At 61.6% G+C, this 24557-nt stretch carries 15 protein-coding genes and 1 pseudogene; 9 read left to right on the forward strand and 7 right to left on the reverse strand.

What is annotated here, in order from left to right:
* The first annotated feature begins 82 nt into the window (after positions 1-82).
* From JAO73_RS16740 to JAO73_RS16760, 5 genes and pseudogenes are all read left to right on the forward strand, one after another.
* Positions 83-553 (forward strand): leucine-rich repeat domain-containing protein, encoded by a 471-nt coding sequence (locus JAO73_RS16740; RefSeq protein ID WP_198978299.1) that lies wholly within the window; start codon positions 83-85, stop codon positions 551-553.
* Between the two features lie 156 nt (positions 554-709).
* Complete coding sequence (clpB, locus tag JAO73_RS16745; protein WP_198978300.1) at positions 710-3319, forward strand: ATP-dependent chaperone ClpB; 2610 nt, start codon at positions 710-712, stop codon at positions 3317-3319.
* Between the two features lie 203 nt (positions 3320-3522).
* Positions 3523-5145, forward strand: a complete 1623-nt coding sequence (locus JAO73_RS16750; protein WP_198978301.1) for a T9SS type A sorting domain-containing protein — start codon at positions 3523-3525, stop codon at positions 5143-5145.
* 86 nt (positions 5146-5231) lie between these two features.
* Positions 5232-5495: pseudogene (locus JAO73_RS16755) on the forward strand (ClpB D2-like domain containing protein); the annotation flags it as partial.
* A 165-nt stretch (positions 5496-5660) separates the two neighbouring features.
* Positions 5661-6500, forward strand: a complete 840-nt coding sequence (locus JAO73_RS16760; protein WP_198978302.1) for a hypothetical protein — start codon at positions 5661-5663, stop codon at positions 6498-6500.
* Between the two features lie 1042 nt (positions 6501-7542).
* Here JAO73_RS16760 and JAO73_RS16765 read toward each other — a convergent pair.
* From JAO73_RS16765 to JAO73_RS16775, 3 genes are all read right to left on the reverse strand, one after another.
* Positions 7543-8436, reverse strand: coding sequence for a hypothetical protein (locus JAO73_RS16765; protein WP_198978303.1), 894 nt, complete (start codon positions 8434-8436; stop codon positions 7543-7545).
* Positions 8437-8513: 77 nt separating this feature from the next.
* Entirely contained in the window at positions 8514-8921 is a 408-nt protein-coding gene (locus tag JAO73_RS16770) for a hypothetical protein (protein ID WP_198978304.1), read from the reverse strand.
* A gap of 120 nt (positions 8922-9041) precedes the next feature.
* On the reverse strand, positions 9042-9521 hold the full coding sequence (locus JAO73_RS16775) for a hypothetical protein (RefSeq protein ID WP_198978305.1): 480 nt from the start codon (positions 9519-9521) through the stop codon (positions 9042-9044).
* A gap of 523 nt (positions 9522-10044) precedes the next feature.
* Between JAO73_RS16775 and JAO73_RS16780 the strand changes: the two genes are divergently transcribed.
* From JAO73_RS16780 to JAO73_RS16795, 4 genes are all read left to right on the forward strand, one after another.
* Positions 10045-14976, forward strand: coding sequence for an Ig-like domain-containing protein (locus JAO73_RS16780; RefSeq protein ID WP_198978306.1), 4932 nt, complete (start codon positions 10045-10047; stop codon positions 14974-14976).
* Positions 14977-15090: 114 nt separating this feature from the next.
* Entirely contained in the window at positions 15091-15684 is a 594-nt protein-coding gene (locus JAO73_RS16785; RefSeq protein ID WP_198978307.1) for a HupE/UreJ family protein, read from the forward strand.
* Positions 15685-15807: 123 nt separating this feature from the next.
* The gene (locus tag JAO73_RS16790; RefSeq protein ID WP_198978308.1) at positions 15808-18162 is read left to right on the forward strand and encodes a M1 family metallopeptidase; all 2355 of its coding nucleotides are present in this window, start codon (positions 15808-15810) and stop codon (positions 18160-18162) included.
* Positions 18163-18425: 263 nt separating this feature from the next.
* Positions 18426-19571 carry a Gfo/Idh/MocA family protein gene (locus JAO73_RS16795; RefSeq protein ID WP_198978309.1) on the forward strand — a complete coding sequence of 382 codons (1146 nt, stop codon included), beginning with the start codon at positions 18426-18428 and terminating at the stop codon, positions 19569-19571.
* Between the two features lie 68 nt (positions 19572-19639).
* Here JAO73_RS16795 and JAO73_RS16800 read toward each other — a convergent pair whose 3' ends face one another.
* The 4 genes from JAO73_RS16800 to rny form a co-directional block, all read right to left on the reverse strand.
* Positions 19640-20302: a cytochrome b/b6 domain-containing protein gene (locus tag JAO73_RS16800; protein WP_198978310.1), complete on the reverse strand. Its 663-nt coding sequence runs from the start codon at positions 20300-20302 to the stop codon at positions 19640-19642.
* Between the two features lie 24 nt (positions 20303-20326).
* Entirely contained in the window at positions 20327-21565 is a 1239-nt protein-coding gene (locus tag JAO73_RS16805) for a pyridoxal phosphate-dependent aminotransferase (RefSeq protein ID WP_198978311.1), read from the reverse strand.
* A gap of 74 nt (positions 21566-21639) precedes the next feature.
* Positions 21640-22623, reverse strand: coding sequence for an N-acetylmuramoyl-L-alanine amidase (locus JAO73_RS16810; protein ID WP_198978312.1), 984 nt, complete (start codon positions 22621-22623; stop codon positions 21640-21642).
* 117 nt (positions 22624-22740) lie between these two features.
* Positions 22741-24429, reverse strand: coding sequence for a ribonuclease Y (gene rny, locus JAO73_RS16815; RefSeq protein WP_198978313.1), 1689 nt, complete (start codon positions 24427-24429; stop codon positions 22741-22743).
* Positions 24430-24557: the final 128 nt, after the last annotated feature.

Genomic DNA, 24557 nt, shown 5'->3' on the forward strand with positions numbered 1-24557 from the left:
GGTGACGTCGCTCGGATAAGCGCGGCGGGTAACTTCCATACCCGCTAATTTCGCTCACAAGTCCATAACACCGTCTAAAGAGATGAGTAAGCTTAAGCATTTGCAGAAGCTAACCATTTGGAATAACAACTTGACAGCAGAAGGTATAGCGCCGCTCTATGAGTTAAAACGATTAAAAGTTTTAGATATTAGACAAAATAGTATCGAGTATATTTCGCCAAAAATAAAGACGTTAACAGGTTTATCTGATTTAACATTGAGTTCCAACCCTCTTTCAAAACTGCCTGTCGAACTTAGGCAGTTAAGAGCAATACATCAGCTTGGACTTGGTGATTTGCCTGAAATGGATTGGGTATCCGCATTTTCAATCATGGAAAATCTCCCAAATTTGAGGAGAGTGGGTATGTATTCAATGAGGCTGCCTAATATGCCAGCAGGCTTCGATAAGCTCAAGCAGGTTGAAGTATTCTGGATGAATTCTAATTCGTTTGATAAAAATGAACGAGCCAGAATTAAAGCGTTATTACCGAACGCAGATGTCAAATTCGACTAATTCATTCTGAACAGATGGCATGACTTTTTGACTTTTGGATTTTGCTAAAAAACGGCTTTTCCCGCCAAAAAGTCCGAAAAAGCCTTCTCGCACCCCGTTTGCTAGTCCCCTCGTACAAACTTCCTAACCCGAAGCACCTAACTGAGACTAAGTAACATGGACTTTAAAAACTTCACCATCAAGGCGCAGGAGGCCGTGCAGAAGGCCACCGAAATAGCCGGGGGCAACCAGCAGCAGGCCGTCGAAACGGGCCATTTGCTGAAGGGCCTCTTCCAGAGCGACGAAAGCGTCTTTTCGTTTCTGGCCAACAAGTTGGGCGCCAACCTCAACATCCTCACGCCGCGGCTTGATGCCATTGTGGCCGCCTACCCCAAGGTGAGCGGCGGCTCGCCCTACTTCGCCAACGACGCGGCCGCCGCCGTGCAGCGTGCCAACACGGCCATGAAGGACATGGGCGACGAATTCGTGTCCGTCGAGCACCTGCTGCTCGGCATCCTTGGCGGCAAGGACGCCGTGGCCACCCTGCTCAAAGACACCGGCTTCAACGAGAAAGACCTCAAAGCCGCCATCAAGGAGCTGCGCGGGGGCCGCAAAGTCACGAGCCCGAGCGCCGAAGACCAGTACCAGAGCCTGAACCGCTACGCCCGCAACCTCAACGAGCAGGTGCGCGCCGGCAAGATGGACCCCGTGATTGGCCGCGACGAGGAAATCCGCCGCGTGCTGCAAATCCTCTCGCGCCGCACCAAAAACAACCCCGTGCTGCTCGGCGAGCCCGGCGTGGGCAAAACAGCCATCGTGGAGGGCCTGGCCCAGCGCATCGTGGCCGGCGACGTGCCCGAAAACCTGCGCGACAAAACCATCATGAGCCTCGACATGGGCCTGCTCGTGGCCGGGGCCAAGTACAAGGGCGAGTTTGAGGAGCGCCTCAAGGCCGTCATCAAGGAAGTGACCGACTCCGACGGCCAGATTGTGCTCTTCATTGACGAGATGCACACCCTTATCGGGGCCGGCGGCGGGGGCGAAGGCGCCATGGACGCCGCCAACCTGCTCAAGCCCGCCCTGGCGCGCGGCGAGCTGCACGCCATCGGCGCCACCACGCTCAAGGAATACCAGAAGTACATCGAGAAAGACAAGGCCCTGGAGCGCCGCTTCCAGGCCGTGATGGTGGACGAGCCCACGCAGGAAGACGCCATCAGCATCATGCGCGGCATCAAGGAGAAGTACGAGCTGCACCACGGCGTGCGCATCACCGACGACGCCGTGATTGCGGCCGTCGAGCTGAGCTCGCGCTACATCACCGACCGGTTCCTGCCCGACAAGGCCATCGACCTCATGGACGAAGCCGCCGCCAAGCTCCGCATCGAGCTGAACTCCATGCCCGTGGAGCTCGACGAGGTGCAGCGCCGCATCATGCAACTCGAAATTGAGCGCGAGGCCATCCGCCGCGAAGACAACAAGGACCGCGAAACCGTGCTCAGCAAGGAATTGGCCGAGCTCGGCGAGAAGCGCGACAGCCTCAAAGCCCGATGGGAAAGCGAAAAAGGCGTCCTCACCGGCATTCAGGAGCAGAAGGAAGCCATCGAACGCTTCAAAGTAGAAGCCGAGCAGGCCGAACGCCAGGGCGACTACGGCCGCGTGGCCGAGCTGCGCTACGGCAAAATCCAGGAAGCCGAGCAGAAGCTGAAGCAGCTGCAGGACCAGGCCAACGCCAATAAAGACGGCGGCTCGATGCTGCAGGAAGTCGTCACCTCCGAGGACATCGCCGAAGTCGTGGCCAAGTGGACCGGCATTCCCGTCAGCAAAATGCTGCAGTCGGACCGCGAGAAGCTGCTCAACCTCGAAGCCGAGCTGGGCAAGCGCGTAGCCGGCCAGTCCGAAGCCATTGCGGCCATCTCCGACGCCGTGCGCCGCTCCCGCGCCGGCCTGCAGGACCCCAAGCGGCCCATCGGCTCGTTCATCTTCCTGGGCACCACCGGCGTGGGCAAAACCGAGCTGGCCAAGGCCCTGGCCGAGTACCTGTTCAACGACGAAAACGCCATGGTGCGCATTGACATGAGCGAGTACCAGGAGCGCCACGCCGTGTCACGCCTGATAGGCGCGCCTCCCGGCTACGTGGGCTACGACGAAGGCGGGCAGCTCACCGAGGCCGTGCGCCGCAAGCCCTACTCGGTCATCCTGCTCGATGAAATCGAGAAGGCCCACCCCGACGTGTTCAACATCCTGCTGCAAGTGCTCGACGATGGCCGCCTCACCGACAACAAAGGCCGGGTGGCGAACTTCAAGAACACCATCATCATCATGACCTCGAACACGGGCGCCGACATCATCCAAAAGAACTTCAAAGAGCTGAATGAGTACAACCACGACGAAGTAGTGGACCGCACCCGCGAGGAAGTCGTCGAGCGCCTGAAGCAGCACATGCGCCCCGAGTTCCTGAACCGCATCGACGAAATCGTGATGTTCCAGCCGCTCAAGCGCAAGGAAATCCGCCGCATCGTCGACATCCAGTTCAAGCAAATCCAGCAGCGCTTGGCCGAAGCCGGCATCAGCCTCGAAGCCACCGACGAGGTGCTCGACTTCCTCGGCGAGCAGGGCTTCGACCCGCAGTTCGGCGCCCGCCCGCTCAAGCGCGTGCTGCAGCGCGTGATTCTGAACGAGCTGAGCAAGGATATTCTCTCCGGCAAAGTCAGCAAAGACGCTGTGGTGGAAGCCGAGTTGGAAGACGGCCAAGTCCGCTTCGTGAACGTGGAATTGCCCACGGTGTAATAGTAAATTGAGCTTGTAAATGGAAAGCCCCGTCAGCGTCGTGCTGGCGGGGCTTTTTTTATGTAAGCCGTACTATATTTAGTAAGTTGAGTTAATTACATCATTGTTCTGACGTCGGCAGCCTTTCGTCCCAGTGTCTTGTCAGCAGTTCATGTTCGTGGTAATCCCTTCTTAAGTCCTTCCCTAATCATTCTTATCATTTGATGAAAAACTACCTCACTTTCGTTCCCACGCTTTTGGTAGCCTGTGGCTTTGCCATGAGCCCGCCTGTGGCGGCCCAAAGCCGGCTAGCCGATTATACGTTCGGCGGCAGCGGCCAGGAAATCTGTTCGGGCATTATTCCGGCCAGCGACGGCGGCTTCATTGTGGGCGGTTCGACCATTTCCGGCGTTAGCGGCGAAGTCACCATTGCGCAACGCGCAACAGGCGCGACGCCCAGCATGGATTACTGGATGTTCAAGATGGACGCCCAGGGCAACAAGCTCTGGGAAAAGCGCTACGGCGGCAGCGGCGACGACCGCCTGATTAAGGTGCTGCCCTCGCCCGATGGTGGCTACTTGCTCTGCGGCTGGACCGATTCGCCCACCGGCTTCGATGTGACAGCTCCGGCCCGGGGGGACAGAAACTACTGGGTGGTGAAAACCGACGTGCAGGGCAACATGCTATGGAACAAGCGCTACGGCAGCGCGGCCAGCGAAATGCTCTACACTGCCATTGCAACCCCCGACGGTGGCTACCTGCTGAGTGGAAACACCGGCGGGCCATTGGTAGGCCCCAGCGGCGACCGCAGCATGGCAACCAGAGGCCCAATGGACGTTTGGACCATCAAGATTGATGCCCTCGGCAATAAACAATGGGACAACCTGCTTAGCGGGGACGGCGGCATTTATGTATACGGGGCCGCTAATATTCCCGGCGGCGGCTACGCATTGCTGGCCTTACCATTTGGGCCGGTGAGTGGCGACGTCACCGGCCCAAGCAACGGCAACGAGGACTTGTGGTTGGTGAAGCTTGACGCGACTGGCAACAAGGTCTGGGACCGGCTATATGGTGGCAGCGGCTACGATAGTCCCCACGCCTTATTGGCCACCGCCGACGGGGGCTTGCTGTTGGCGGGCTCTTCCGGTTCGCCCATCAGCGGCGATGTCAGCCAGGGCGGGGGCGGGCTGTGGCTGCTCAAGCTCGATGCGATGAGCGCAAAGCAATGGGACCACGTCTATTCGGGCACGGCCATTGACCGGATTATCGACATCAAAGCACTGCCCAATGGCGACTATACGTTATTAGGGAGGACGCGTGCCTCACCCCAGACGCCCTCTACTTCCGATTTAGAGCTCCTCAACGTCGCGCCAAGCGGTAGCCAACGTTGGGCCCAATCGGTAGGGGGAGCCAGCAATGAGCTTGGCAATAATATGGCCGTTTTGGCTAACGGTGACCTATTGCTGGCCGGGACTTCTGATTCCAATGTCGGCCGCGATAAAACGGCTAATAGCCGGGGCGTTGCAGATATCTGGGTGGTAAAAATGAGCACCAGCACTGGCGCGCTGAGCACGGCGACACAGTTGCTCAATGCAAAAATCAGTGTTTATCCTAATCCAATTAATGCGTCACGCGTATCGCTGGCCCTGAGCGGGCTGCGCGAACAAGCCCCGGTGAAGGTGGAATGCCTCAATGCGCTGGGCCAAGTGATGCATTCCACCCGGCTGGTTGTGGTACGCGGAAATATTCAGCAAGAAATGATTTTGCCGGCTTTGCCGGTGGGCCTATATACGCTGCGTGTATACGCTGCCGAGGGGGTGATTACCCAGCAGCTGTTGAAAAACTGATTCCGCCTCGGCTGCAGCAAATCAACTCATCTGGTTCTTCTCCGCTTTTAGGCGCGAGTTGTGGCAATAGCTTTACGTGAGCCGGCATCCAGTTCCGCCCGATTCAGCAGCGCCTGCACGAAGCCGGCATCAGCCTCGAAGCCACCGACGAGGTACTCGACTTCCTCGGCGAGCAGGGCTTCGACCCGCAGTTCGGCGCCCGCCCGTTGAAACGGGTGTTGCAGCGCGTGATTCTGAACGAGCTGTCGAAGGATATCCTCTCCGGCCGCGTGTCGAAAGACGCCGTGGTGGAAGCCGTGCTGGAAGACGGCGCGGTGAAGTTCGAGAACGTGGAGATGCCGGCGGTGTAATAATCGCGCAGTTTTGAATGGGTAAGCCCCGCTGGCGTGAAGTCGGCGGGGCTTTTTTGTGTTGTAATGGCTTAGTAATACAACAATTAATTTCAGCTATATAACTTGCTTTTTCTGCGCGGGCTTTAGCCTTACATCCACAAGCCGTGCTAACGGCAGCCATCTATGCAAGCAAATCTTTCTGCGCGGCGCATCAGCCAAATCTACCTGATGCTGGTTCCATTTCTCGGGCTTGTTATTGCATTTGCACTCGGCCATAGCAACTATAAAATCTATTTGCCCATTTGGTTGCTGCATGCCTGCCTAATGTTATTAGCGGCGTGGACGCTCGGCGGGCATCGTATTCAGGGACAGGATGCCGACAAGAAGCGCATCGCAACCATTGGCTTGTTTCTGATTATGCCGTGGGTGCTCATATCCATTTTCGCGGGCATGGGGCCCTTGCCCGCCAATGCTGCCGAATGGGTGGCAACGGCCACCGAACAGCAGGCACGGTATTACATTTTAATGATTGTCGGAATACTAGCGTCCTGCGGGTTTATGTTGCTAAAAGAATATGTAAAAGCGCAGGGCGAACACCTCTATTCAGTCCTAGGCGGCACTGCGGTAATCATTGCTATTCCGCTTTTTATCGTCAATATGGCTTTTTGGGGAAGCTATTTGACCGAATCGTACCGCTTATTCACCTCCTCCGCTTCTGCAGCCAGGCCGGACTGGTACCAGCCCGTCAGGGCGTTGTTTGAGTCAATAAGCATCGTGGAAGTCGCGCTTCTCTATCTGGCTACAGCGGCTTTTGCAGCTTCTTTAAAGCGGACCGGAATGTTAAGGCCTGCGGCGTGCACGGTGTACATGGTGCTGAGCGTGGGGGGCTGCGTGGTGTGCGCATTGCCTGCTTCCGCGCCTGGGCCGCTGGCAATAGCCAGCTTTGCCGTTTCCATTCCCGCAATGCCATTCATCATGCCCTACTTGATGGCTATTAATCTCCTGCGGCGCGTGGGTAATTGATGATTTGTGCTGCATGCCTATAAAAACCCTCGCTACCCCAGCCGCGACGGCCACGGCGGCGGGGCGGGGGAGGCGGGGGAGGCGGGAGTCTTGCATAAAGCTGCTAGGCTTTGCGCAACTGTAGTCCCGTAGCCTATTTTGCGGAACCCATGGCCGCTAAAGCCGAACCCATGGCCTGTCTGGAAGCGCAGAGCGTGCAATTGCGTGCGCTGGGTGTGGCTTAATTAAGATTATTCGGCTCATTCGCGCCACCAGGCCACAGAACGCATTGGGCCTGCTGCTGAACCTTCAGTAAAGGCTGCAGAAGTTTGAGCACTTTTGGAACTGCTGATGATTATTTAAGTGGGAGAAAACGTCCAGGCACTAACTCTTGCTCAAATTTTTGGGGCAGTATACGGGTCTCTTGGTATAAAGAAACAAGTGCTTTTTCCGTCCTTCTGGAGTATTTTGACTTTAAGTGAAAACCTGAGCTTACTACAGGGACGAAAATGGCAGCCCCTATTCCAAAGCCCACTACCGCAGGGCCAAGGTGGCCTGGTTCGCCGTAAGCAAGCCCTGCTGCAGGAGGAACCAGAAGGGCAAATGGACTAAGCGTAATCAAAAAAATACCGCCTGCACGCCGTGTGCGAAACAGCTGATGCAACGCCGCAACAGTGTCGGCTGCAGTATACTGAGTTGAGGAAACCGCGGGAGAAGTTATGCTTGGCAGAGGACTAGGTGGACCTTGCCCACAGACAGGAAAGGAAAGTAGTAGCAGAAAGCAGAGGACGCGGAGCATAAAGCCGGGGCAGGTTCTTCGAAATATACACAGCTTTTAATGCCAACCTTGATTCGTAATGTAAATGTATAAAATTTTAATTGGATTTTGCTAGACCTTAGGTAGTCTTTACTTGTGAAACTCCTGCTACTTTGGCTGCGGCCGCCACGGCGGCGGGGCGGAAGTTACACAGCGTAATACGGTACGGTACTCCCAAGAATCCCTTCTGTAATGCGACTCAAGCACACGAAAAAGCACCGCTGGTGACTGCCAGCGGTGCTTCTATTAATCATAGGGCTCTAAATCCTTTTTCTTCAGCCGCTGCCTGATTTTTTTGGGCAAGGGCCGCCCGGCGCGATATAGCTGGTCTACCTCCGCTTCGCGGGCTTCGCTGTAGGCCGACAGGTTTAAGACGCCCAGTACCACCGGGGCAACCACAAAGCCTCCCGCCAGCACGGCCACCCCGCCACCGTCTACGGAGTTGCCGTTGGTAGAGGGAGCCGTCAGCGCGCGCACCAGGGCCAGGGCCCCGCTCACGCCCACGTAGGTCCATATTTTCCCGCCTTTGCGGCGGCGTTCAAACAGCCGGCTGATGGCGCGGAGCGTGTCGGCCCGCGCATTTTCTTGCAACTGGGCCGGCGTGAGTGGCGTGGTCGGAGTGCTGGTGTAAATGTCTTTGGCAAGCAGCGGGTTGTAGTCGTCAGCCGAGCCGGGCTCAGGAGCAAAATTCCCCCGCAGGCGCCGGGCTACGCTGGGCCGCACGTGGCCGGTGGCAGCCAACTCGCGCAGCACCTGCCGCTCGCGGCCCGGCCGGAACTGGATGCGCTTGTTCAGGCCAATGAGCATAAAGGCCGAACCCGCCACCACCCCTGGCGTCCAGACGCCGGCGCTGGTGCTTTGCTGGGCCGGCAGGGTAGAGGCCAGTATGCCCGCCGTGCCAAAGGCCAGCCACCCGATGCCGCCCCCGCGCCGACTCTTGAACAGCTTGCGAATGGCGCGGGCGGTATCGGCCCGAGTAAGCGTGGCAGCGGCAGTAGTTGGTGCCACCGGCGGCGGACCTGCGGTGGAGGGCGCCTGCGCATGGGCAATCAGAGAGCCCAGCAGCAATGCGATAGCACAGAGTAGTTTAAAAGGGGAAAGCACGTTGGTGGCAGAAGCAATGATGGTAGTGAGCCGCATCCGGAAAAACGGCTGGATGGATGCCGGCAGCCGGGCCAGTGGCCCAGCCCCGCAGACAAGCCGGACAAGTGGCAGCGCTAACGGCTGAAATACTTTGTCACCAGCCGCCGTTGCACGTAGCGGGGCAGGGGCTTGCCGGCGTCGTACGCGGCAATGGCCGCTGCTTCGCGGCTGCCGCTGAAGCGCAGGAGCTTGCCCACGCCAATGGCGGCCGGAACGCCGCCCAGCACGCCAATGCCCACCGCGGTGCCGCCGCCATTGCCGCCGCTGTCGCCGGAGGCGCTGGCTATGGCCACGCGCCCGGCCACGGCTGCGCCGATGCCCGCCCACACGACGCCGCCGGTGCGGTGCTTGCGGAAGAGGTTGTGCAGGGCCTGCACCGTGTCGGCGTGCGTGCGCATGGTTTCGGGGCCGGCAGGCTGCTGGGCGTGGGCGCTAATGCCGAGGCTCAGTACGAGGCCTGCGCTGAGTAGAAGTTTTTTCATGGACGTCGTTTGCGCCGATTTTGTAGCTGGTTGGAAATAGGACAGTTTTCCCAACAAAGCTACACGGCGGGACCTGACATCGGCTGCGGCTGGCATGGCCTCTGTCTCCGACTGCATTCGTTACCGCAGGTAGGGGCGCAACTGCCGGCGAATTTTAGTCGGCAAATGGCGGTTGGCTTCGTATTGGGCCACGATTTTGGCTTCGCGCTTGGGACCGTAGGCGATGAGCTGCTGAATGCCCACGCCCATCACGGGCGCCGCCACCACGCCATAGATAAAGGCAAACCCGCCAAACCCCAGGTTGAAGCTGCCCACGCCCAGGCCATAGGCCCCACCGGAACTGGTGGGACGGCCTTCGGCGGCGGCCGATGCGCCGGCGGCCACCACATCGGCGGCCACGGCGCCCATGGTGAGGATGCCGCCCACTTTGCGGCGCTTGGCAAACAAGCGGTGGAGGGCGCGCACCGTGTCGGCGGCCGTGCGGCCTGCCGGAGCAGCCGCCGTATTCAGGGCCGTGTCGGCGGGAGCGGCAGCGGGGGCGAGGGTTTGGGCCGATGCAGAACCGGCAAGCAGGACGAGGAGCAGCGTGTGGCGAAACATGGAAGCGGGGGTGAAATGGGTTGGTTGAATGATGGGACGAAGTAAGAGGGCGCTTTCCCCGCTACCAAATGTTTGCCCCCATGGTGTAAAGTCAGGTTTTGAATAGGTTTCATCTACATGAATCGGCATTTATAATACCTGTAGCTTGATTTATCAGCTCGGTTCGGGTGATTTGTAAAGTCTGATAATTTCAAGTTTTTAGTTTAACCTGCTTTCGTGCACACAAGTGCTTTACCCGTCCAAGCTCATCGAGCGGCGTCAGAAAAAGCCCGTTTTCTGACGTCGGCTTTAGCAGAAAAATATTTTGTCCGCCACGGCAATAAAGCTTCAGGTATCCACCATCTTTACCCTGCACTTGCCTCGACAGTGTATTGTTCTGAAACACAGACACCGGGTGCTGCGACATCCGGTCTTGAAGGCATCTTCTGTCATTATTGCGGTTCACCATTCTTCGCCACTAGTCCGCTTCGCTGGGTTCCCGCAATCGTTTGTTCCTCCTATTTCCTCAACTTTTTCCTTTTTCATGAAGCAGTATCTACTGTCTGCCGGCACCTGGGCCGGCTCATTTATTCAGCGCCCCGCCGCCGGGGCAGGCCTGCTGTGCCGGCCGCTGCTGGTTGCGGCGCTTGGCCTGTGCACGCTGGGCGCTCACGCGCAGAACCGCGCCATGTTGCGGCCGGCGGCCGAAGTGCCAGTGCCTCGGCCCGTGCCGGCGGCTATGGGCTCAGTGCTGATGCCTGCCAAAAGCACGGCGGCCCACAAAGGCTTGGCCGCCATTAGTTCTACCGCTGCGGGCGGCAACTGGAGTGCCCCGGCCACCTGGGTGGGCGGCGTGGTGCCGGCGGCCACCGACGACGTAACCATTGTGGCGGGCGCTACCGTGACGCTGGACGTAGCCGCTGCGGTGGCCTCGCTCACGGTAGCCGCCACGGGCTCGCTGCTGACCTCGACCACCACGGCCTACGTGCTGCAAGTGGCGGGCAACGTGACCAACAACGGTACCCTGGACCTGAGCACCAGCAGCACCATTGGCTCGGACCTGCGCTTTACCGGCGCCGGCAACGCCACCTTCTCGGGCACGGGTACCACCGACCTGCAAACCGTTTCGCTGGCCAAATCGGTGCGGGCCGACGTGGTGGAGATGACGCTGCCCGCGTTTACGGTGCAGGGCAGCGCCACTACCACCACCGGCTTCCTCTCCACGCGCATCACCACCAACACGGTGGACGACATGACCGGGACCTTGAAAATTTCGGGCACCGGCACGTTTAACAACCGCGTTTTCATCAACGCGGCTTCCTACTTCATTCCGGCCACCGGCGGCTTTTGGCTGAATAACCCCAACTTCACGGTGGCCGCCCAAACGGGCTCGCCCACGGTGAACGGCTTGCTGCGCATTTCGGCCGGTACTTTTAACGTGGGCAGCAGCATCGGCAATTCCATCAACTTCGGCGCCAACGCCGTGTACACCATGGAAGGCGGCACACTCACCACGGTGGGGCGCTTCACCAATTTCACGGGCGCCTCCTCTGTAACGGGCACCATGACTTTCACCTTGAGTGCCGGCACCATCAACGTGAGCACCGTAGGCAACACGTCGGCCACTCCCTCGTTCGGTGTGAACGGCACCACCACCATTTCGGGCGGCGCCATCAACTTGGTGCAGCGCAGCACGGCCACCACACCGCTCGACTACTACGTGGCGGGCACCTACGCCTTCACCGGCGGCATCGTGAACGCGGGCACGACTGCCACGGCCACCAACTTCGACTTCCGGATGCGGGGCAACCTGCCCAACCTGACCATCGACAACACCGCGAACCCCAAGAGTGTGCTGCTCGCTGGCCAGACCAACCCCTTTGGCACGGTGCTCATTACCCCCGGCACTACGCTGAACCTGAACGGCGCCATTTTGCTGCAGCTGGGCGCTACCATCACCAACAACGGCACCCTGACCGGCACGGCCACCGGCAGCCGCCTCTATTTCCAGGGCACCACGGCGCAAAGCATTGGCGGCACGGGCACGGTGACCAGCCCCTTGCTGCAAATCACCTTTCAGAACAGCAGCACGGGCGTGACGGTGGGCCAGCCCATCACCACGCGCAACGTGGCCATGTTCCGCGGCAACGTCATCAGCGCCGCCAACCTGACGGTGCAAAGCTCGACGACGGCGCTGGCCGTTCTCTCTTTTGGTCTGACCAATCCCACCTCTTCGGCCGGCAACTTCGACGTGGCTCCCACGTTCGACGTATCGACCAGCGGGCTGTACTTGATTTACAACCCCGAACTGGCCCCGCGCACCACGGGCGTAGAGGTGCCCGCTTCGCGCACCCTCTATTACGCAGATTTCAACAACCCGCAGGGCATCACGGTGGCCGGCGGCGACCTGACCGTGGTGGGGCCATCGGCGTCATCCAGTTCGCTGAGCCTGCTGAGCGGCATTGTAACGACTTCGGCTGGCAACCGGCTCATCAGCGGCAGCGCCACCACGGTGATGCCGGCGGGTTCGGCTACGGCTTACGTGAAAGGTCCCTTCGGCATCACCGTCAACAGCGCGACGGCGGTGTCGCGCCTGTTTGCGGTGGGCGACGCCGCCGGTTTCCGCCCGGTGGTGCTGACGGGCATCACGACCAGCACTGACCAGACTTTCACTGCTACGGTTATCAACGGGGCCACGGGCGGCACGGGCGTTTCGCCCGTTACCAGCCTCAACCCCACGCGCTACGTGCGCCTCCAGAACACGGCCAACCTGCCGGCCGCGGCCCGCGTGCAGCTCAGCTACGGCGCCGACGACGTGTTGGGCAACGCGGCCACGGCCGTGGTGGCGCAGGCACCCACGGCAGCGGGTGCTTATGCGTCCATTGGCGGCGCGGCGGCCACCGTGCCCACCACGGGTGTGGTGTCGACGCTGGACCTGGTGCCCGGCAACGACTATTTCGTGCTGGCCAACACCGAAGGCGGCACGCTCACCAGCTCGGTGACGACGCCTGTGTGTGCCGGTGCCAATACGGGTACGCTCACGCTGGCTAACAACGTGGGCACCATCGTCACCTATGAGTTTGACAACGGTGCGGGCTTCACGCCGGTATCGCCCGTCAACAACACCGCCACGCTTACGTTCACCAACCTAACGGCTACCACCACCTACCGGGCCGTTATTCTGACTTCGGACGGCCGCCAAGTGTATTCCACGCCCGTGACGGTAACGGTGAACCCGGCGCCCACGGCCACGCTGGCCACTACCACGCCGACGACGTTCTGCGCGGGCGGTTCGGTGGTGCTCACGGCTCCGGCCGGTACCGGCAACACGTACCAGTTCTTCAACGGCACCACCAGCCTGGGGGCGGCTTCGGCCACTAATACCTTCACGGCCACGGCGGCGGGCTCGTACACCGTGGTCGTAACCAACGGCAACGGCTGCTCGGCCACTTCAGCGGCCACCACCGTGACGGTGAACCCGGCCACCACGGCGACGTTTGCTTACGCGGGCTCAACCTTTTGCCAGAGCGGTACCAACCCCACGCCCAGCATTTCGGGCACTGCCGGCGGCACGTTCTCCTCGACCACCGGCCTGAGCATCAATGCCACTACCGGAGCAATCAACCTGGGCGCCAGCACGCTGGGAACCTACACGGTGACCTACGCAGTGGGCGGTAGCTGCCCCTCGTCGGCCACGGCCACCATCACGGTGGCGAGCGCACCGGTGGCTACTTTCTCGTACGCCAATAACTCGTACTGCGCGGGTGGTACGGCCACTCCCGCCCCCGTCTTTGCCACGGGCGCCAGCGGCGGCACGTTCTCTTCGACCACCGGCCTGACCATCAATGCCACCACGGGTGCCATCAACTTGGCTACCTCCACGGCCGGCACTTATACCGTGACCAACACTGTTGCGGCCGCGGGCGGCTGTGCAGCGGCCACGGCCACCACCAGCGTGACCATCAACGCCGCCCCCACGGCTACGTTGACTGCCACCACGCCGACGACGTTCTGCGCGGGCGGCTCGGTGGTGCTCACGGCCCCGGCGGGCACGGGCAACACGTACCAGTTCTTCAACGGCACTACCAGCCTGGGCGCGGCTTCGGCCACCAACACGTTCACGGCCACCGCGGCGGGCTCGTACACGGTGGTGGTGACCAACGCCAGCGGCTGCTCGGCTACCTCGACGGCTACTACCGTGACGGTAAACCCGGCTACCACGGCGACGTTCACGTACCCGGCCGCTACCTACTGCGTGAGCGGTGCCACCAATCCCGTTGCGACGGTGACGGGTACGGCCGGCGGGACGTTCTCTTCGACCACGGGCTTGACCATCAACGCCACCACGGGCGCGATAACCCTCGCGAACTCGACGCCTGGCACTTACACCGTGACGTACAGCGTGGGCGGCACCTGCCCCTCGTCGGCCACGGCATCGGTGACGGTGACAGCGGCCCCAGTGGCCACGTTCAGTTACGGCACGGGTACGCCCACGTTCTGCGTGAGCGGCACCACCAACCCAACTGTTTCCCTAGCCACGGGCGCCACCGCTGGCACGTTCACGTCGACCACGGGCCTGACGCTTAATGCCACCACGGGCGCCATCACGCTGGCTTCCTCGACGCCCGGTACTTACACCGTGACCAACACGGTGGCCGCGGCTGGTGGCTGTGCGGCCGTTACGGCCACGGCTACCGTGACCGTGGCTCCGGCGGCCATCGCCAACGCGGGCCCGGCCGTGACCCTCTGCGGCGGAGCCACCGCTACGCTCGGGACGGCGGCCTTGGCCGGAACCACCTATGCTTGGAGCCCGGCGACGGGCCTGAGCAGCGCTACCGTTGCGCAGCCCACCGTGACGCTGCCCAACGCCACCGGTGCGCCGATTACGCAGACGTACACGCTGACGGCCACCAACGCCGGGGGCTGCTCGGCCACGGCCACCGTCACCGTCACCGTGAACCCGCGGCCGGCCACGCCGACCATCACGGCCACTTACAACGGCACGACGACCACGCTCACCTCGAGCGCGGCCACGGGCAACCAGTGGTACCTGACCGTCGGCACGACCACCACGGCCGTCGCCGGCGCCACGGGCCAGACCCTGGTGCTCACCGGCCTGCCGGCCCAGCTCGGCGCCTACACCGTGACCACCACCAACGCCAGCGGTTGCGTCTCGCTGCCCTCGGCTGCGCTGGTGGTTACCTCCAGTGTGAAGCCGCTGGCCGGCACTTCGCTGAGCGTGTACCCGAACCCCACACACGACGGCCGCCTCATCGTGGAACTGACCGGCTACCGCCACGCCTCGGAACTGACCGTGCTGAATGCGCTGGGCCAGGTGGTGTTCACGGCCGCCGTGCCGGCCTCGACCGGCACCGCCACGCAAGCCCTCGACCTGACGCAGTTGGCGTCGGGCGTGTACATCCTCCGCGTGAAGACGGAGGGCGGCCTCGACACGCGCCGCGTGGTGAAGCAATAGCCTCCCTTTGGCGCTTTGAAAAGCCCTGGCCAACGCTGGCCAGGGCTTTTTTGCTTCTGAATGAGATGTGTTGACTTGCTGCGCGGGTCTTTTGCCGTTCCGTAGCTTTGCGCCATGTCCGTTTTTCAGACCTACCTGCAGCTCGGCTTCTTGCACATTTGCACGCCGCGCGCGGCCGACCACCTCACGTTCTTGCTGGCGCTGTGCGCGCCCTACGTGCTGAACGACTGGCGGCGGGTGCTGGCCCTGGTCACGAGCTTCACGGTGGGGCACTCGCTCACGCTGGCGCTGGCCACGCTGGGTGTGGTGAATTTCAGTTCGGCCGTGATTGAGGCGCTGATTCCGGTTACCATCATGGTCACGGCCTTGCTCAACCTGCACGGCGCCGGCCGGCTGATTACGCGGCGGACGCCCATGTTTGCCGCCGTGCCCAACGTGTTGGCGCTTGTTTTTGGGTTGGTGCACGGGCTGGGGTTTTCGAGCTACCTGCGGGCCTTGCTTGGGGCCAACAGCCGGCCGGTGGAGGAATTGTTTGCCTTCAACCTGGGCGTGGAGCTGGGCCAGGTTCTGATTGTGAGCGTCATCCTGCTGCTGGGGGCGGTGCTGCTGGGCAGCCTGCGCGTGGCCCGGCGCGACTGGCTGCTCACCACCAGCGGCGCGGCGCTGGGCATTGCCACGGTGCTGCTGATGCAGCAGCTGTGGCCCTAGCGCCCGGTAGCCAGCACCGCATTGGCCAAAATTGCGAGGTTGGGGCGCAACCCTGTCGTAAATTCGCAGACCTTACCGGTCTCGGCCGTTATTCCTTTCGGTTTTTTCATTTTCATGTTCTCTATGCGTCGTTTTCTATTTGCTGGCTTGGGGCTGGCGCTGACGGGCTTGCTGCCCGCCGCTGCGCAAACCACCAACTCCGGCACCGACAAATTCGCGCAGCTCGAAACGATGCTGCCGACCCCCAATAGCTACCGCACCGCCAGCGGCGCCCCCGGCCCCGACTACTGGCAGCAGCGCGCCGACTACGACATCAAAGTCACCCTCGACGACGCCAAGCAGGCCCTCACCGGCCGCGAAACCATCACCTACACCAACCTCTCGCCCGACGCGCTGCCCTACCTCTGGGTGCAGCTCGACCAGAACATCTGGGACAAAAACTCGATGACGACGGCCACTGAGGTGAATTCGCTAAATGACAAAGTATCCTTCCAGACCCTCGAAGGGCTGGTGGACGACTTTGACGGCGGTTTTCGCATCGAAAGCGTGACCAGCAAGGACGGCAAGGCCCTGCACACCGTCACGAACCACACCATGATGCGCGTGGACCTGCCCACGCCGCTGCAGCCGCGCCAGTCGGTGTCGTTCAACGTGAAGTGGCACTACAACATCAACGACGCCACCAAGGGCGGCCGCTGCGGCTACGAGTACTTCCCGGCCGATAAGAACTACCTCTACGAGATGGCCCAGTTCTACCCCCGCATGGCCGTGTACTCCGACAACCAGGGCTGGCAGCACAAGCAGTTCCTCGGCAACGGCGAATTCACGCTGCCCTTCGGCGACTACAAAGTGAGCATCACCGCGCCGGCCGACCACGTGGTGGGTGCCACCGGCACGCTCCAAAACGCCGCCCAGGTGATGAGCGCCGCGCAGCTGAAGCGCATGGCCGAGGCCAAAAATGCCAAGAAGCCCGTGCTCATCGTGACTCAGGACGAAGCCGCGAAAGCCGAAGGCAGCCGCGCCACGGGCACCAAAACTTGGACCTACGTGGCCAAAAACGTGCGCGACTTCGCCTGGTGCAGCTCGCGCAAATTCATCTGGGACGCCATGCAAATCACGCAGAGCGGCAAGCCCGTGCTGTGCATGAGCTATTACCCCAAAGAGGGCAACCCGCTGTGGGGCCAGTACTCGACGCAGGTGGTGGCCCACACCATCAAAACCTACTCGAAATTCACCATTCCCTACGCCTACCCGGTCGCCATTTCGGTGCACGGCGCCATCGGCGGCATGGAGTACCCCATGATTTGCTTCAACGGCGGCCGGCCCGAGAAGGACGGTACCTACTCGGCCGAGCGGAAATACGGGATGATTTCGGTGATTATTCACGAAGTAGGCCACAACTTCTTCCCGATGATTGTGAACTCCGACGAGCGGCAGTGGACCTGGATGGACGAGGGCTTGAACTCCTTCGTGCAGTTCCTGACCGAGCAAGAGTGGGAGCGCAACTACCCCAGCCGCCGCGGCGAGCCCCGCAACATCACGGCCTACATGGCCACCGACAAGACCCTGCAAACCCCGATTATGATTAACTCGGAGTCGGCGCTGCAGTTCGGCAACAACGCCTACGGCAAGCCCGCCACGGCCCTCAACATCCTGCGCGAAACGGTGATGGGCCGCGAGCTGTTCGACTACGCCTTCAAGACTTACGCCCAGCGCTGGGCCTACAAGCACCCTACGCCGGCCGACTTCTTTCGCACCATGGAAGACGCCTCGGCGGTGGACCTGGACTGGTTCTGGCGCGGCTGGTTCTACACCATCGACCACACCGACATCAGCCTCGAATCGGTGAAGGCCTACAACGTGAGCACCAAAAACCCGCAGGTGGAAAATGCCCGCCTGCAGCAGCTGAAGGCCGCCGCGCCGCAGTCCATCACGGCCCAGCGCAACGCCACCGACATCAAGCAGACGCTGGTGGACGAGAAGCCTGAGCTGAAGGACTTCTACAACAGCTACGACCCGCTGGCCGTGACGCCCGCCGACCAGCAGCGCTACACTGCCTACCTGGGCACCCTCACCGACGAGCAAAAGCAGCGCCTGGGCGACACCCAGAACTTCTACGAGCTGAGCCTGCGCAACGTGGGCGGCCTCGTGATGCCGGTGGTGCTGCAGATGACTTACGCCGACAACTCGCAGGAAATTCAGACCATTCCGGCCGAAATCTGGCGCAAAAACAACGCCCAAGTCACGAAGGTCATCGTGACGAAAAAGCCGGTCATCAGCTTCGTCATCGACCCCTTCCAGCAAACGGCCGACACGGATGTGAGCAACAACGCCTTCCCGCGCCAGCCCGCCGCCTCGCGCTTCGAACTGTTCCAGCAGCAGTTCCAGGCCCCTGCGAACCCCATGCAGCAGCAAACCACGCGCACCAGCAGCCCCATGCAGAAGCTGGAGCAGAAGCCCGTGGGCAGCGGCCAGTAGAGCGGACCAGCTGCCATTGCGAGCGCAGCGAAGCAATCCGTCTGTTCTCAGCGACTAGCTTTTTAATGTGAAAAAGCCCCGGCACCGCATGGTGCCGGGGCTTTTTTGTTGGGTTTGTCTCCTCTCAGAGTTCGATGCTGAGAATTGGAAGGATTGCCGCGCTGCGCACGCAATGACAGACAAACTACACCCGTGGTACAGCAAAGGCCGCAACCATGAGTCCGTGAATCAGGTACTTTGAAGCGAAATCAAAACCTGCCGCCATGAATGAGTCTGACCGCATTTCCGCCGCTTCCCGCCGCGAGTTTATCCGTACGTTGTCGTTGGGAGTAGGGGCCTCGCTGGTAGGTACTTCAGTGCTGGCGCGGCCGGCGGCCAAGCCGCTGGGCGTGGCGCTGGTGGGCCTGGGCAAGTACAGCACCGGCCAGTTGGCGCCCGCGCTGCAGCAAACCAAGCTGTGCCGCTTGGCCGGCATCGTGACCGGCACTCCCGCCAAAGCCACACAGTGGAAGCAGCAATACAGCCTGCCCGACGCCAACATCTACAACTACCAAACCTTCGACCGCATTGCCGACAACCCGGCCATCGACATCGTGTACGTGGTACTGCCCGTGGGTTTGCACGCCGAGTACGTGGAGCGGGCCGCCCGGGCCGGCAAGCACGTCATCTGCGAGAAGCCCATGGCGACATCGACCGAAGACTGCCGGCGCATGATAGCGGCCATGCAAAAGGCCGGCAAGAAATTCAGCATCGGCTACCGGCTGCATTTTGAGCCGCACCACCAGGAAATGATGCTCCTTGGCCAGTCGCAGGCCTTCGGGCGCATCACCCACCTGGCTGCCGACAACGGTTTCCGCTTCAACAACGACACGCCGTGGCGGGTGAGCAAGCGGCTGGCCGGCGGGGGCCCGCTGATGGACATGGGCATCTACTGCGTGCAGGGCGTCATTTATACCAAAGGCCAGCTGCCGGTGTCCGTCACGGCCAAGTTCGAGCCCAAAACCAACCCCACGCTCTTCAAGGAAGTGGAGGAGGGGCTGAGCTGGCAAATGCAGTTCGCCGACGGCGCCGTGGCCGACTGCCGCACCAGCTACGGCCAGAACCTGAGCAGCCGCCTGCGCGCCGAAGCCGCCAACGGCTGGCTGGAACTGCAGCCCGCTTTCTACTACGACGGCATCGAAGGCCGCACCAGCCGGGGCCCCATGAATCTGCCCAACGTGCCGCAACAGGCCCGCCAGATGGACGATTTCGCCGACTGCATCCTCAACAACAAGCCCACCCGCGTGCCCGGCGAGATGGGCCTGCGCGACATTCAGCTACTCTCCGCCATCTACCGCGCCGCCGAAACGGGTCAGAAAGTATCAACCAAAGACGTGGTGGCCGTGCTGGATAAAACCAACAGCCGCTAAGCTATTGAAGCAAGGGAAACCAGACGGTCATGCTTCGCTGCGCGCTGCATGACGGCCTTTCTGACTTCCTAGCCTTGTTGCCCCTTCGGGGCCTCGCCGCCCACCATGCGCGAAATCAGCCCGTGGTCCTCTTTCGTTTCGGCCCACACCACCCCCACCACGTGGATGAGAATGAAGCCAATGATGAGGTACATCGTCACGTTGTGCGTTTCCTCGGCCAGGTGATGGATACCTCGTAGCCACGACACGTCCTCGAATATCAGGATGAGGCCGGTGCACACCATGATGGTAATAAACAGGTAGAACAGCGCGTAGGTGGTTTTGGCAAACAGGATTTTACCGGCTTTGCTTTTGTCGGCCGGCGGGGCCAGGCGGTAGCGGCGCAGGATTTCCATCAGCCGGGCCGAGAACCGCAGCTCCGAGGGACCCGTGAGCTGCAGGCCCAGCCGAAACACCCACAGCGCCACCAGCGCCCAGCCGAAATAGATGTGCCACGCCCATATTCGCTCACTGATGATGTGGGCCAGCTCGCGCGCCTGCGGCACCGACACGTCCTTGCCCGACGACTGCAGCTCCGTGACGGCCGACTTGGACTTCACAATCACCTTCTGAAACAGAATGGTCATCAGCTGCAGGCTGATAAGCAGCGCATTGGCCCAATGCCAGAACCGCAGCGTGCCGCGGTAATCCTTGGTGGGCACTTCGACGGCAGGGGCAATGCGGGTATCCATTTGAGATTAAAAAAGGATTAAAAACTAAGGCGTGGTGGCCGTTTCTACGAAAGCGGCGGGCACTGGTTCGGTGCGGCCGGGGTATTCGAGCAGCGCCTGGGCCAGGCAGTCGAGCGCCGCCGCCAAATCGGTCAGGTTGATGACATAGGCCAGGCGTACTTCCTGCCGGCCCAGGCCCGGCGTGTGGTAGAAGCCGTTGGCTGGCGAAAGCATCAGCGTTTGGTTGTGGTAGGTGAACTCTTCCAAGAGCCACCGGCCGAACTTCTGGGCATCGTCCACGGGCAGGCGGGCCACCACGTAGAAGGCGCCGCCGGGCACGGGGCAGGTCACGCCGGGCATGGCGCGCAGGCGGCCCACGGTGAGGTCGCGCCGGGCCTGGTACTCGGCGCGGGTGCCGTCGAAATAGGAGGGAGGCAGGTCGGCGGCGGCTTCGGCGGCCAGCATCTCCAGCACGGGCGGGCACACCCGCATCTGGCCGAAGTGGAAGGCCGCCTGCCACAAGTCGGCGTTGCGCGTGACGAGCGCGCCCACGCGGGCCCCGCAGGCGCTGTAGCGCTTCGAAATGGTGTCCACCATCACCACGTGCCGCTCGCCGCCGGGCAGGCTCAGGGCGCTGGTGGCCCGGGCGCCGTCGTAGCAGTATTCGCGGTAGGCTTCGTCGGAAATAAGAAACAAGTCGTGCCGCTGGCAAAGGCCCAGCAGGGCCTCCAACTCGTCGCGCCGGTACACGTAGCCGGTGGGGTTGCTGGGGTTGCAGACGAGGATGGCGCGGGTGCGCTCGGTGATGACGGCTTCGAAATCGGCCAGTGGCGGCAGTGCAAAGCCGTCCTCGATGTGGGCCGTGACGGCCACGATGTGCACCCCCGCCGCAATGGCGAAGGCCGTGTAGGTGCCATAAAACGGCTCGGCAATGATGATTTCATCGCCAGGATTGAGGCAGGAGAGCAGGGCGAAGTGGATGGCTTCGCTGCCCGCCGTGGTTACCATAATATCCTCGAACCGAGCCGGAATGCCAGCGCGCTGATAGTAGGTTTCGAGCTTGCGGCGGTAGCTCTCGGTGCCGGCGCCGGGCGCGTAGCCCAGCACCTTGATGTCGGCGGTGCGCACGGCCTCCAGCATTTCGGGCGGCGTGAGCACGTCGGGCTGGCCAATGTTCAGCGGGTACACAATCTTGCCCTGTTGGCGGGCGGCTTCGGCATAGGGCAGCAGCTTGCGAAACGGCGAGACGGGCATGGCCTGCCCGCGCTGGGAAACATCTGGCATACAATCAATTTAAGCTCCGGGCGGCCGCGGCCACCGGAGGGCAGTATCGGCTAAATATAGCGGCCCCGGGCCGCTCACAAGCACTTCTTATACAGATTATAGAGAATGCGGTTGTCGGCCTCGGTGAGCGGCCCGGCCACGTTTTGCTGAATGAAATGCAGCTTGAACGCCCGAATGGCCGCCGGCAGGTCCTTGGTGTCGTAGCCGATGATGCGCAACGCCTCGCGCGGGTTGAACGTGGTGATGGGCCCGTTGAGGCGGGCCAGCTGGGCGTCCACTTTGCTCGTGTCGGTGGGCAGGGGGGGGAGGGAAGCGGGGGCTGCGTCGTCGGGCGTGGGCTGGGCTGGAATAAGCAGGCGGCTGGCCAGGGCGGCCGCGCTGTCGGCCCCAAACGGGCTGGGCAGCGGGCCGGGGTCGTACCACAGGCCGAAGCCGTTGTCGGCCAGGCGTTTCCAGGGGAACAAAGCGCTGGGGTCGTTCTTGCGCGTCGGCGCAATATCGGCGTGGCCCACGAAGTTGGCCGTGGGGATGCCGTAAGTCCGCTTCAAGCCCGTCAACACGCGCAACAGGCTGGCCATCTGCGGCTCGGAAAACGGCTCGGTGCCGTTGTTGTCCAGCTCGATGCCGATGGACGACGAGTTGATGTCGGTGGTATTGCCCCACTTGGCCGCGCCGCCGTGCCAGGCGCGCAGGTAGTCGTTCAGCATGTGAAACACCCGGCCGTCGCGCCCAATCACGTAGTGCGCGCTCACCTGCGTGCGCGGCAGCGTAAACGTCTTGAGCGTCTGGGCCGTGGAATCCTGCGCCGTGTGGTGGATGATGACGTAGTTGGGCTTGCGCAGGTTAAAATTGGTGGTGCCTACCCAGTAGGCGCCCTGCAGCAGGCTGTCGGCGCCGGGCGTGGGCACGGGCGTGGCGCGCAAGGCCTTAGCGTAGGCCTTCACCTGCTCTTTGTAGGATTTGTTGGTGGCGGCGTAAGGATTGCGCTGGGCAGCGCAGGCGGCCAGCGCTGCCGCAGCCAGTAGTTGCCCGGCACCGGCGGTCAAACGAATTTTCATTGCGGTGAAATTACGGCAGTAAAGGTCCATACGGCGCAAAAAAGCCCCCGCAACTTTCGTCACGGAGGCTTCTGAGGTTGCAGTCTGGTGCGCAAGCTCAAGCCTGCGCTCTACACGCTATTTAGCATAAGCCACAGCGCGCATCTCCCGAATCACGGTGATTTTAATCTGGCCGGGGTACTGCATTTCCTTCTCGATTTTCTGCGAAATCTCGAAGCTCAGCTCGGCGGCGCGCTCGTCGGTCACGTTCTCGGCGTCTACCATCACGCGCAGCTCGCGGCCGGCCTGGATGGCGAAACACTGGTTTACACCTTTGAAACCGTTGGCAGTTTCTTCCAGCTGCTTCAGGCGCTTGATGTAGCTTTCCATCATCTCGCGGCGGGCGCCGGGGCGCGAGCCCGAAATGGCGTCGCAGGCCTGCACGAGCGGCGAAATCATGGCCGTCATCTCAATCTCGTCGTGGTGAGCCCCGATGGCGTTCACCACGTCGGGGTGCTCTTTCCACTTCTTGGCCATCTCCATGCCCAGAATGGCGTGGGGCAGCTCGGGCTCCTCGGTGCTCACCTTGCCGATGTCGTGGAGCAGGCCGGCGCGTTTGGCTTTCTTCACGTCGAGTCCCATCTCGGCGGCCATGGTGGCGCAGAGGTTGGCCACTTCGCGGCTGTGCTGCAGCAGGTTCTGGCCGTAGGAGGAGCGGAAGCGCATCCGGCCCACCATCTTAATCAGCTCCGGGTGCAGGCCGTGAATGCCGAGGTCGATGATGGTTTTCTCGCCGATTTCGACAATTTCCTCCTCGATGTTCTTGCGGGTTTTGGCCACAATCTCCTCCACGCGGGCCGGGTGAATGCGGCCGTCCTTTACCAGCAAGTGCAAGGAGAGGCGGGCAATTTCGCGCCGCACCGGGTCGAAGCCCGAGATAATGATGGCCTCCGGCGTGTCATCCACAATGATTTCCACGCCCGTCGCGGCTTCCAACGCGCGAATGTTGCGGCCCTCGCGGCCGATGATTTTGCCCTTCACGTCGTCGCTTTCGATGTTGAAAATCGACACGCAGTTCTCGATGGCGTGCTCCGAAGCGGTGCGCTGAATGGTTTCCAGCACAATCTTTTTGGCGTCTTTGGTGGCCGTGAGCTTGGCCTGGGCCACGGTGTCCTTGATGTAGGAGCTGGCCTGAATCTGGGCTTCGTTTTTCAGGCTTTCCACCAGCTGCTCGCGGGCTTCGGCGGCGGTCAGGTTGGCAATGGTTTCGAGCTGGCGCTGCACGGTGTGCAGCTGCTCGTCGGCCTCGCGCTGCCGGGTTTCCAGCTCGGCCATGGCTTCTTCGTGGTCGAGGCGGCGCTTTTCGGCCTGGGCTTCGAGCTTGTCGCGCAACTGCTGGGTATCGGTCTGGTTCTTTTCGCGTTGACGCTCTAAGTCAGCTTCTTTCTTTTGCAGTTGCTCCAGCTGGCGCTGGGTGGTTTCGGTGAGCAGCTTGATGCTTTGCTCTTGCTCCACCACGCCCTGGCGGCGTTCGGTCAGTTCCTGGTCGAGGGCCTGCTTGAGGCGGCGGCTTTCGGTATCAAATTCGTTGCGCAGCGTCTTGAATTTGTTCTTCGACTGCTCCAGGCGCTCGTCGGCCTGCTTGATTTTCTCGTCGCGAAGGCGGTTGCCTTTTTCCTCGGCCTCGCGGAGGATTTGCTGAGCGCGGGCCTGGGCCTCGCCCTCGTGGTCCAGCCGGGCTTTGCCGGCCAGCTGTCTACCCACCACGATGCCCGCCACAAGGGCGACCACCGCGGTCAGTATACAGTACAATATGATGGGTGACATGGAATTATGGTTTTTGGGGTGGGTGAAAAAACCATAACCAGGTAGAACAGAAGTGCCCGGGCTAAGCGGAAGCGGCCGATTGCCGCGCCGCCCAACCGGGCCAACGAGTGTGTGGGTGCCGGGCGGGG

It is taken from the genome of Hymenobacter miniatus (genome assembly GCF_016427455.1).
In the GTDB taxonomy this organism is placed as follows: Bacteria; Bacteroidota; Bacteroidia; order Cytophagales; family Hymenobacteraceae; genus Hymenobacter; species Hymenobacter armeniacus.

Coding starts and splice junctions, on each gene's coding strand:
- JAO73_RS16800 (WP_198978310.1), bottom strand. CDS start 20,302: ATGGATACCCGCATTGCCCCTGCCGTCGAAGTGCCCACCAAGGATTAC.
- JAO73_RS16750 (WP_198978301.1), top strand. CDS start 3,523: ATGAAAAACTACCTCACTTTCGTTCCCACGCTTTTGGTAGCCTGTGGC.
- JAO73_RS16805 (WP_198978311.1), bottom strand. CDS start 21,565: ATGCCAGATGTTTCCCAGCGCGGGCAGGCCATGCCCGTCTCGCCGTTT.
- JAO73_RS16790 (WP_198978308.1), top strand. CDS start 15,808: ATGCGTCGTTTTCTATTTGCTGGCTTGGGGCTGGCGCTGACGGGCTTG.
- JAO73_RS16775 (WP_198978305.1), bottom strand. CDS start 9,521: ATGTTTCGCCACACGCTGCTCCTCGTCCTGCTTGCCGGTTCTGCATCG.
- JAO73_RS16765 (WP_198978303.1), bottom strand. CDS start 8,436: ATGCGGCTCACTACCATCATTGCTTCTGCCACCAACGTGCTTTCCCCT.
- JAO73_RS16760 (WP_198978302.1), top strand. CDS start 5,661: ATGCAAGCAAATCTTTCTGCGCGGCGCATCAGCCAAATCTACCTGATG.
- JAO73_RS16770 (WP_198978304.1), bottom strand. CDS start 8,921: ATGAAAAAACTTCTACTCAGCGCAGGCCTCGTACTGAGCCTCGGCATT.
- JAO73_RS16795 (WP_198978309.1), top strand. CDS start 18,426: ATGAATGAGTCTGACCGCATTTCCGCCGCTTCCCGCCGCGAGTTTATC.
- JAO73_RS16780 (WP_198978306.1), top strand. CDS start 10,045: ATGAAGCAGTATCTACTGTCTGCCGGCACCTGGGCCGGCTCATTTATT.
- rny (WP_198978313.1), bottom strand. CDS start 24,429: ATGTCACCCATCATATTGTACTGTATACTGACCGCGGTGGTCGCCCTT.
- JAO73_RS16810 (WP_198978312.1), bottom strand. CDS start 22,623: ATGAAAATTCGTTTGACCGCCGGTGCCGGGCAACTACTGGCTGCGGCA.
- JAO73_RS16740 (WP_198978299.1), top strand. CDS start 83: ATGAGTAAGCTTAAGCATTTGCAGAAGCTAACCATTTGGAATAACAAC.
- clpB (WP_198978300.1), top strand. CDS start 710: ATGGACTTTAAAAACTTCACCATCAAGGCGCAGGAGGCCGTGCAGAAG.
- JAO73_RS16785 (WP_198978307.1), top strand. CDS start 15,091: ATGTCCGTTTTTCAGACCTACCTGCAGCTCGGCTTCTTGCACATTTGC.